Source organism: Halolamina salina (assembly GCF_042678005.1).
Taxonomy (GTDB): domain Archaea; phylum Halobacteriota; class Halobacteria; order Halobacteriales; family Haloferacaceae; genus Halolamina; species Halolamina salina.
On the sequence record NZ_JBHUDH010000208.1, the window covers coordinates 1 to 2,587 of the forward strand.

2 protein-coding genes are annotated in these 2,587 nt (G+C 72.7%); both read left to right on the forward strand.

All coding sequences use genetic code 11. From position 1 onward, the window contains the following. Positions 1-197: 197 nt before the first annotated feature. Positions 198-857 (forward strand): cob(I)yrinic acid a,c-diamide adenosyltransferase, encoded by a 660-nt coding sequence (locus tag ACFR9S_RS14595; protein WP_379732916.1) that lies wholly within the window; start codon positions 198-200, stop codon positions 855-857. Beyond that, a complete protein-coding gene (locus ACFR9S_RS14600; protein ID WP_379818950.1) occupies positions 857-2,440 on the forward strand; it encodes a cobyric acid synthase in 1,584 nt (527 codons plus the stop codon). The genes ACFR9S_RS14595 and ACFR9S_RS14600 overlap by 1 nt, the downstream gene beginning before the upstream one ends. Positions 2,441-2,587: the final 147 nt, after the last annotated feature.

The window sequence follows — 2,587 nt, forward strand, 5'->3', positions numbered from 1 at the left end:
AGCGGAACCGACGTGGGGGACGCCGCTCGCGCCTGTGTCCGGGAGGCGCTGCGCGGGAGCCTGCGATCGCGCTACGCCGAGCGGTCGCTCCCCGACTCAGCCAACGATGCCGAGCACGGCACGGCCACTACTCGGCGCGCGACGACGTTCGACCCCTGAGCCGCAACGCTTAGCGCCCACCCGTCCAACGCACGAGCATGCGCGACGACGAGCGTTCCGGATCGACACCCGCCGCCGAGCCGATCGAGCCCGCCGCGCCCGAGGAGTTCGGGCTCACGCAGGTGTGGTGGGGCGACGGGAAGGGGAAGACGACCGCGGCGCTGGGGATGGGGTTCCGGGCCGCTGGCCACGGCTACCGGGTCCACCTACTGCAGTTCATGAAGGGCGGCGCCGCGAGCGTCGACCCTGTCCGCGGCGAGTACAACGCGATCGCGGCGATGCCTGGGTTCAGCTACGAGACCACCGGCCAGTTCGGCTGGCACGGCTTCCGCGACGGGACCGAGGACGAGGAGCACGCCGCCCGTGCCCGCGCCGCGCTCGCTCGGTCGGAGGAGCTGATCGACGCTGCCGCCGACGCCGCCCTCGACGAGCCACTCCCGCTCGACGGTAACCCCGAGAACGGCGTCCACATGCTGATTCTCGACGAGGTGCTGTACGCCGCCAACCGCGGGCTGATCGACCCCGAAGGCGTGGTCGATCTCGTCGAGCGCACCCCCGACGACCTCGAACTGGTGCTGACCGGCGGCCACGACGAGCCGACGTATCTCGAGGACGCAGCCGACCTCGTGAGCCGCGTGTCGAAGGAGAAACATCCGATCGACGCCGGCCAGCGCGCCCGACGGGGGACCGAGTACTGATGGGTGAGCGCGACGGGCGCACCGGGAGAAGCGACGACGCCGCGGCACCGACGCTGCTGGTCGCCGGGACCGCGAGCCACGTCGGGAAGTCGACGGTCGCGGCGGGGCTGTGCCGGCATCTCGCCGACCGCGGGCTCTCCGTCGCCCCGTACAAGGCCCAGAACATGAGCAACAACGCCCGCGCGGTGCCGTCGACGACCGGCGAGGGCTGGGGCGAGATCGGCGTCTCGCAGTACGTGCAGGCCCGTGCGGCCCGGACGCCGGCGACGACCGACTGCAACCCCGTGCTGCTCAAACCCCGCGGCGACGGCGAGAGCCAGCTCGTCCTCGACGGCGAGGCGGTCGACCACTACGCCGCCGGCGAGTACTACGACGAGCACTGGGGAGATGCTCGGACGGCCGCCGTCGAGGCCCACCGACGGCTCGCGGCCGAGCACGACCTGATCGTCGCGGAGGGCGCCGGCGCGGCGGCCGAACCGAACCTCGCCCACCGCGACCTCGCGAACGTCGAGACTGCCCGCTTCGCCGACGCCCAGATCGTCCTCGTCGCCGACATCGAGCGCGGCGGGGTGTTCGCGAGCGTCGTCGGCACGCTCGAACTCCTCCCCGACGACCTCCGCGAGCGCGTCGCCGGGATCGTCGTCACGAAGTTCCGCGGCGACCCCGAACTGCTCGCGGACGGGATCGACTGGCTGGAGGAGCGAACCGGCGTCCCCGTCCTCGGCGTGCTCCCCTACGACGATCCGGGGCTGCCCGAGGAGGACAGCGTCGCCCTCCCCGACACGGGCGAGCGCCACGTCCTCGGTGCGGACGACGGCGTCTCCCCAGAGCAGTCGGTCACCGTCGCGGTCCCGCGCCTTCCCCGGGTGTCGAACGCGACGGACGTGGAGCCGCTGGCCCGCGTTCCGGGCGTCAGGGTCGCGTGGGTTCCGCTCGGAGCCAGCCTCACAGACGCCGACGCGGTCGTGCTCCCCGGGACGAAGAACACCGTCGACGACCTGCTGGCCTGCCGCGAGGCGGGGCTGCCCGACGCGCTCGCGGCGTTCGACGGTCCCGTCGTCGGCCTCTGTGGCGGCTACCAGCTGCTCGGGCAGCGCCTCCTCGGCGCCGACGTGGAGGGCACCGGCGACGTCGAGGCCGTCGACGGAGTGGGCCTACTGCCCGTCCGGACCACGTTCTCGCCGGAGAAACGCGTCGAAGCCGTCGAACGCGAGCTCTCGGCAACGGAAGACGCCGGGCACCCACTCGCGGGCGCTACGGGCACGGTCGCCGGCTACGAGATCCACATGGGCGACAGCCGGCTCGCTGACGGCGTCGACTCCGAATCCGTGAAGCGCCCGCTCGGGCCGGAAAGCGTCGCTTTCGACGGCGTGCTCGGCACGTACCTTCACGGCCTGTTCGAGAACCGAACCGCCCGCGAGGCGTTCGTCGCCCGGACGTTCGCGGCGGCCGGAGTCGACCGGCCGACCGAGGCGGCGGATGAACACGATCCCTACGAGGCCGCGGCGGCGCTCGTCGCTGACAACCTCGATCTCTCGCCGCTCGAACTGCCCGAAACGGGGGGAGAGGTGGTTCAGAGATGAGCCTGCTCGGACCGGCCGGCCTCTCGACCGCCGTCGCAGTCGTGGCCGCGGGCGTCGCGGACGCGCTCGTCGGCGAGCCGCCGACCAATGTCCACCCAGTCGCGTGGTTCGGTCGCGCGGTCGGCGCGATCGATCGCGAGTGGCGGC

Excerpts from the sequence above, each read along its gene's own strand:
- ACFR9S_RS14595 (WP_379732916.1), top strand. The coding sequence starts at position 198 with ATGCGCGACGACGAGCGTTCCGGATCGACACCCGCCGCCGAGCCGATC.
- ACFR9S_RS14600 (WP_379818950.1), top strand. The coding sequence starts at position 857 with ATGGGTGAGCGCGACGGGCGCACCGGGAGAAGCGACGACGCCGCGGCA.